This is a genomic window from Marivirga sp. (assembly GCF_051117495.1).
In the GTDB taxonomy this organism is placed as follows: Bacteria; Bacteroidota; Bacteroidia; order Cytophagales; family Cyclobacteriaceae; genus Marivirga.
The window spans coordinates 85,975-92,831 of record NZ_JBNPEF010000022.1 but is presented as its reverse complement, the minus strand read 5'-3'; the positions used below and the strand labels follow the sequence as shown (position 1 = coordinate 92,831).

The 6,857-nt window shown below is 34.9% G+C and carries 8 protein-coding genes; 4 read left to right on the top strand and 4 right to left on the bottom strand.

The features are described from left to right. Positions 1-418: 418 nt before the first annotated feature. Positions 419-1,855, bottom strand: a complete 1,437-nt coding sequence (locus ACFE0M_RS12520) for an SLC13 family permease (RefSeq protein ID WP_434546111.1) — start codon at positions 1,853-1,855, stop codon at positions 419-421. A 219-nt stretch (positions 1,856-2,074) separates the two neighbouring features. Between ACFE0M_RS12520 and ACFE0M_RS12515 the strand changes: the two genes are divergently transcribed. The 3 genes from ACFE0M_RS12515 (at position 2,075) to ACFE0M_RS12505 (ending at position 4,389) form a co-directional block, all read left to right on the top strand. Next, on the top strand, positions 2,075-2,779 hold the full coding sequence (locus ACFE0M_RS12515) for a hypothetical protein (RefSeq protein WP_434546110.1): 705 nt from the start codon (positions 2,075-2,077) through the stop codon (positions 2,777-2,779). A gap of 428 nt (positions 2,780-3,207) precedes the next feature. Further along, positions 3,208-3,903 (top strand): hypothetical protein, encoded by a 696-nt coding sequence (locus ACFE0M_RS12510; protein ID WP_434546109.1) that lies wholly within the window; start codon positions 3,208-3,210, stop codon positions 3,901-3,903. 18 nt (positions 3,904-3,921) lie between these two features. Then, positions 3,922-4,389, top strand: a complete 468-nt coding sequence (locus ACFE0M_RS12505) for a hypothetical protein (protein WP_434546108.1) — start codon at positions 3,922-3,924, stop codon at positions 4,387-4,389. 46 nt (positions 4,390-4,435) lie between these two features. Here the strand turns inward: ACFE0M_RS12505 and nth are convergent, their stop codons facing one another. From nth to ACFE0M_RS12490, 3 genes are read right to left on the bottom strand one after another with little or no spacing between them, the layout of a single operon-like run. Further along, the gene (gene nth, locus ACFE0M_RS12500; RefSeq protein WP_434546107.1) at positions 4,436-5,080 is read right to left on the bottom strand and encodes an endonuclease III; all 645 of its coding nucleotides are present in this window, start codon (positions 5,078-5,080) and stop codon (positions 4,436-4,438) included. A gap of 3 nt (positions 5,081-5,083) precedes the next feature. Beyond that, on the bottom strand, positions 5,084-5,323 hold the full coding sequence (locus ACFE0M_RS12495) for a hypothetical protein (protein WP_434546106.1): 240 nt from the start codon (positions 5,321-5,323) through the stop codon (positions 5,084-5,086). Then, a complete protein-coding gene (locus ACFE0M_RS12490) occupies positions 5,301-5,903 on the bottom strand; it encodes an RNA polymerase sigma factor (RefSeq protein ID WP_434546105.1) in 603 nt (200 codons plus the stop codon). The genes ACFE0M_RS12495 and ACFE0M_RS12490 overlap by 23 nt, the downstream gene beginning before the upstream one ends. Positions 5,904-6,274: 371 nt before the next feature. Here ACFE0M_RS12490 and ACFE0M_RS12485 point away from each other — a divergent pair, with 371 nt between their 5' ends. After that, positions 6,275-6,853, top strand: a complete 579-nt coding sequence (locus tag ACFE0M_RS12485; protein WP_434546104.1) for an ECF-type sigma factor — start codon at positions 6,275-6,277, stop codon at positions 6,851-6,853. The last annotated feature ends 4 nt before the right edge of the window (positions 6,854-6,857 follow it).

Below are 6,857 nucleotides of genomic sequence, written 5' to 3'. Positions count from 1 at the left end.
TTTTTAACGAACAAATACAAATACAGATATGAACAATAGGAAGAAAGATCCCAAGGGGGATTTACACCCTTATTATAAATTACTGGTAAACAATCACTTAAACCACTAAACTGACGGCTATGGCTGGTTAGCGGATTGTCTTGATTTTTTCTTTCTTTTTGATCAAGCAAAAAGAAAAAAATAGAAACTACAAAATATAATTTGGTGTTGAATTTTTTTAAATAGCATCTAAAACCTCAAAATATATAAAAACCCCTTGATTTCAAAGTTTCTACATGATCGTATTCTATAAAAAAGACCTTCTAAATCTGTTTGAAAGCTGTTTTTAAGGTATATTTTATTTCTCAAGAGAACCCTGATGAAACTTAGTGGTTAAAATAAAAACAGCCTTTGGCTGTCAAAGTGTTTCCATTTGATGTTAGGCACCAACAAAAGGAGCGAGAAAATATCCAGCCAGTACCAGAACAATTACTGCTATAATATTCAAAAGGATTCCTGCTCTTACCATTTGCTTTATGTTGATATAACCACTTGAAAATACAATGGCGTTGGGTGGAGTACTGATCGGCATCATAAAGGCACAACTTGTGGCCATAGCTACAGGAATTGCTAATAAAAGAGGCTCTACATCCAAACCAGTTGCAATGCTTAAAACCATTGGGATAGCAATGGTGGTTAAAGCCACATTACTCATGATTTCAGTTAAGAATAAAGCGAGAGCGGTTAATATTAATACCAATGCCCATACGGGTATATTTTGATACTGGCTTATTGCTTCTCCTATCATATCTACAAATCCGGCTTCTTCCATGGCTTTGGCCAATACCATTCCGCCTCCAAAAAGAATTAATATTCCCCAAGGTAAATTTTTCATATCCTCCCAATTCATAAGCATTTTACCTGATTTATTCAAAGGAACTAAAAATGTGGCCATTCCACCCGACATGGCCGTTACGGTATCATTTAAAATGTCTGCTCCAAGAAGTGAATTGATTTGTGATTTTGCTATCCAACAAAAAGCGATAATGCTAAAAATTACAGCTACCCATTTTTCTTCTTTACTCCAATTCCCTAATTTTTTTAATTCCTGACCGATAAATAATTCCGCCTTTTCAATTTTTTTGATGCCATGTTTAAATAGGATCTTGGTCAACATCTGGTAAATTAAAAAAAGCATTACAGCGGTTGAAGGAATACCTATAATGAGCCAATTGGAAAACCCAATCTCTATATTCAAGATGCTTTTTACTAATCCGACTAAAACGACATTTGGGGGCGTGCCAATAATAGTGGCCATTCCACCTACATTAGCAGCATAGGCGATGCTTAAAAATAAAGCAGTTTTAAATCGATTAAAACCTGAAAATTGATTCTCGGAGAACTCCAGTAGTTTCACAACGGATAAAGCAATAGGCAACATCATGACGGCAGTAGCGGTATTGCTAATCCACATACTGAGAACTGCTGTGGCCAACATAAAGCCTAAAATGATTCCATTAGCATTAGTGCCGGTCAATCGAATTAAATTTAATGCAATTCTTCTGTGAAGTTGATGTTTTTCCATGGCCAAAGCTAACATAAAGCCTCCCATAAAAAGGAAAATTATGGGGCTTGCATAAGGAGAGGTGGCATCTACCAGACTAAATACACCTGTTATAGGAAATAAAATCATAGGCAATAAAGCCGTGGCAAAAATGGGTATAGCCTCAAATATCCACCAAATAATCATCCATAGTGCTATAGAAAATACATCCCAACCGATTTCAGGAAACCAGAACTGAGGATTGGCCCATTGAATAGTGATAAAAACAATCGGGCCTAAAGCCAAAGCGATATATTGTAGTTTTGCTTTCAATGAATTTTTGTTCAGGGCTGAAATTATAAAAATTTTAGTTAGTAGAAATTATTTTCAAAGTAAAAGATGAGTGTTTATTGATTGCACTTAATAAGTTTAGAAGGTTCAGACAAGTCGTAATGTTCTTGGTAAAATTTTTATTCCAACTCTTTCTCAATAGTTTGTGTCGATTACTTAATAAATTAAGTTTAAAATTATATTTCTAGAGCTACATTAAAAATGAATAAAAACTATCAATTTTATTTTACCATATTTTTATTATCACTTTTAAACTTGGGTTGTGTCACTATCCAGCCACAACTATTGGATATACCTTTAATTCATGAAAAAAATGATTTGAGAATAGATGGGAGTGCTTCTTTTGTGAAAGGTAACATTGGAGGTAATGTTGCCTACGGAGTAACAGATCATTTGGCCGTACAGCTCGGAGGCAATGTAGCCTCCTTGGCAACTGGAAGACACGATTATGGGCAGTTAGCTGTAGGGTATTACCGTAATATCCCTCATAATATGGTGCTTGAGGTTTATGGAGGTGCTGGTTATGGCCATGGATATACCAAAAATGGTTTACTGCGATTTGAGGATCATTATAACGGAAATTATCAAAAAGTTTTTAGCCAGATTAATATTGGAGCATTAGGAGAACATCTTGAAGGTGGGCTGGGGTTAAAGAGCGGGTTTATGCAATCAAGTTTCTTTTTTGGTGATTTTGTAAGCAGAGATAATTATATTCAGTATAGAGGAGAAAGGTTTAGAGATGATTATTTTTTGATTGAGCCAACAGCTATTATTAAGTTCGGCTTTAAAAATTTTAAATTCAATATAAAAGTTGGAGGTCTGTTCATGAAAAACTTAACTGATAAGTCAAGGAATATTCCTTATGCACCTTTAAACTTAGGCGGAGGGGTTACATTAGATTTTTGATTTTGCCCTGAATTATTTTGATTACCCGCATCCGAAAGGCAATATTAAGAAAGTGAAATGCTCAAATTTTTCAAAGATAAAGTGCTAGATGTCCAATTACTATTATATGCCTTAATTCCTCTATGCCTTTTAACTTACTACACCCTCTTGCCACCTACCACCCCCTTGAAGGTGTTTTCACCTTCAAGTTATGTGAGTTTTCAATAAAATAGTATGAGCCAGAGCATTCGGAAAAAAATATTTTTTTAAACTGAACTGAATGTACTATTCATTGAATATGAATAGCAAAAGATATGTGATAGAATTATAGCAATGCATACAAAAGTTTATGTTCCAACCCTTTTCATAGAGACTGTGTCATTTACCTAAGAAGTTAAGTATTAAACATTTTTTTTATTCAAGACATAAGCAGAACCACTTATTAAATTATGAAAAAGAACTATCAACCTTATTTATCTTTCATTCTAGCCTCCTTTTTAATGATCAGTTGTGTAGCCTATCAGCCCCAAATGGTCGATATTCCTTTAATACAGGAAAAAAACGACTTGCGAGTGGATGCAGGTTTATCTCTTGTGAAGGGCAATATTGGAGGTACTTTTTCCTATGGGGTTTCAGATAAAATTGCTGTTCAGGTTCATGGGAATACCATGATAGATGGGACACAGCATAATTACATTCAAGGAGCTGGAGGATACTATAAGCATTTTCAAAATGATGCTGTTCTGGAGCTTTATGGAGGCTTAGGATATGGAAATATCTACGCATATTCGGGTGCGCAACCAGGGGATTTGGACGGCCTTCAACATCAGTATTTCTCACAATTAAATTTTGGAAAAATCAATATTGCCAATGGTAAAATTGATTTGGGAATTGGTTTAAAAACCGGAGTCATGTTTTCTGAAATGCAGGATAATAATTATTACTCGAATACCCCTGAAACAGGGTTAACCTACAATCATAGCCTGTTATTGGGAGAACCTACGGCATTTGTCCGCTTTGGCGGAGAGCATATTAAATTTAACCTAAAAGCTGGAGCGGTAAAAATGTATCAGCTATCGAATACTGATCAACGTTTTCCATATTCATGGTGGAATTTGGGCTTTGGAGTGAATTTTAATTTTTAAACCAAAACAATATAGTTTATGAAAAATTTATTTTTAATATCGATGATTGTGATCATTTTCACAATGAGTTCATGTTGGGAAAGAGGAGCCAGTGAACCGGCACCGGAAGGGATTATCGCAGTTCTTTATGGAAATGAAAATCAACTTTGGACAGGAGAAGATTTAGATGTATGGTATTTTGATCAGGATGGGGATTCCTTACGCTTTTCTAATCAAAAGGCAGTAGGTCGTTTTGAAGAAGAAGATACATGCAAGCCGTATTATTGGGCTATTTCATTTCCTGCTATTGCATTTCATCAAAAGGTAAGTGAATTTTACTTGATTTATGGTGAGGATGAGCAATTTCAAGATACTGTGAATGTTGATATGAACAATATGTCGATAAAAGAACTATACTTCAATGGCGACCTCATTGATAGAGTAGAACCAGATAATAATTGCGATGGAGCTAGTTTTTATGAATTTTATTTAAAAACAGATAAATAACATTTAAAGGAATGAGCATTGATGAGATCAGTGCTCATTTTTTATTCTATTTAAAATTCTTCCCAAAATACTTACAAAAATTCGTGATTTTGCACTCCTCGCATTTTGGCCTTCTAGCCACGCAAACATATCTACCGTGTAAAATCAACCAATGATGGGCAACATGCACATACTCCGAAGGGATATGTTTAATCAATGTTTTTTCTACTTCCAGAGGCGTTTTCGCATTTTGATTGACCAAGCCTAATCTTTTAGAAACTCTGAACACATGCGTATCCACTGCCATGGTGGGCTGATTATAGATAACGGATGCAATTACATTAGCTGTTTTTCTCCCAACGCCCGGCATTTTTTGTAAATCATCAACAGATTCAGGCACTACAGAATTGAAATCTTCTACCAACATTTTAGCCATGCCAATCAAATGCTTGGTTTTATTGTTCATAAAAGAAATGCTTTTAATATAAGGCAATACCTCATCAAAATGTGAATTAGCAAGATGCTCCGGAGTGGGAAAAGCTTCAAAAAGAGCTGGTGTAACAATATTCACTCTTTTATCCGTGCATTGGGCGGATAAAATAACAGCCACAAGCAGTTGGTACGGATTTTCATAATGTAATTCCGTTTCTGCCTGTGGCTGGTTTTCAGAAAAATATTCTAAAAATGCTTCGTAGCGTTCTTTTCTTGTCATTTGCTATTCCTTTACAGGATGCAAATTAACAGCTTTAGAATAATCTAAAATAGTATTGATGGTTTTTTCTGAGGGCTCCATCATTCCCCCGTCCATTTGCTTTCTCAGCCAAAGGAGTTCATGGTATTGTTCTAAAAGTTCCATGTCCTCGCTTAAGGCCAGTTCGATTTGCCGATTTTCCTCCGGCTCTGTTTCTTCGTAAACATATCGGATTAAATCGTCATGAGTAAAAATTTTGGTCATAGGCTATATTATATTGTTGCATCTTTTTCCTCAAATTAATGAGGGCATAGCGCATTCGACCTAATGCAGTATTGATGCTCACGCCCGTTTGATCCGAAATTTCCTTAAAGCTCATGTCCATATAATGGCGCATGATCAGCACTTGTTTTTGTGCTTCCGGTAATTCCGCTATCAATTTTCGAAGCGATTTATGCACATCTTTCTTCATTTGAATATCCTCAAAATTGCCTTCTGCAAACTCGAGGGTTTCGAATACACTATTTCCATCATCCATAACGATGGTTGGGTACCTTTTATTTTTCCGGAACTTATCAATTGCTAAATTATGAGCAATTCTTAAAATCCAGGGCAAAAATTTACCTTCTTCGTTATAACGACCGGATTTCAAAGTTCGTATAGCCTTAATGAAAACTTCTTGCATTAAATCTTCTGCTACATAATGATCTTTTACGATCATGTAGATAGTAGTGAAAATTCTTGACTTGTGGCGGTTTACTAATTCTTCAAACGCTACTTCATTACCATTGATATACTGACCGACCAATTGACTGTCGTCCAGCATTGTTTTTTGATTATTCATCTTAAAACACCTTGTTTAGTTTGGTAAAAGTTTATTCTATAGCGTTTAATTTTAGAGGTAAAACATTCTTTTATAGCTTCGAAAGTATTCAAATGATTTTAAATCACAAAAACTTTTTTCGATTTATTTTATAGTGACAGCAGAAATGTAAAAAAGGTTGGAACGGGTAAAATAAAAATAAAAATCACTCGTTTTAATCCCATTTTTTCAATTTGTATTCTTTCGGATAATCCCCATTAATTTTCATCCTTTGATATTGCGGAATGAAAATGTATATTTATCAAGTTCCTACAAATTTTTCTAGTAAATCTTTATTTTATCTTAAAAAATAGTAGATTTATACAGTTTATTGAGTATATTTATCGAATATTATGATAAATCAAGGAGAAATAACACAGCTACTAGTTCAAGTCAACCGAGGGGATATGAATGCCTACAATAAAATATTCCCTGTTATTTATAGTGAACTCAGGCATATTGCCCATAGGATCCGCTTCCAATATTTTGGAATAGAAACATTGAACACCACCGCTATAGTACATGAAGCTTATCTTAAGATAATCAACTCTGAAGCCAATTGGGAAAGCCGGGCTCATTTTTATGGAGTTGCTGGAAAAGCGATGCGTCATATTTTATTAAATGCGGCCCGAAGAAAAAATGCCATCAAAAGAGGTCGGGATGCACAGCATATCTGTTTTGAGGAATGGGAAGAAAAGATTAACTTATCGGATGATTGTTCGGAAGAACTTTTGAAATTGGATGAGGTGCTAAATGACCTTGAGAGAAAAGACAGCAAACAAGTGAAAATAGTGGAGTGTAGATTTTTTGCCAATATGACTATTGAAGAAACAGCAACAGTACTAAATGTATCACCATCCACAGTAAAAAGAAATTGGCAAGTAATTAAAGCTTGGATTTACAGTCAGATTCAAGCTAAGAAAACGGCTTAAAATG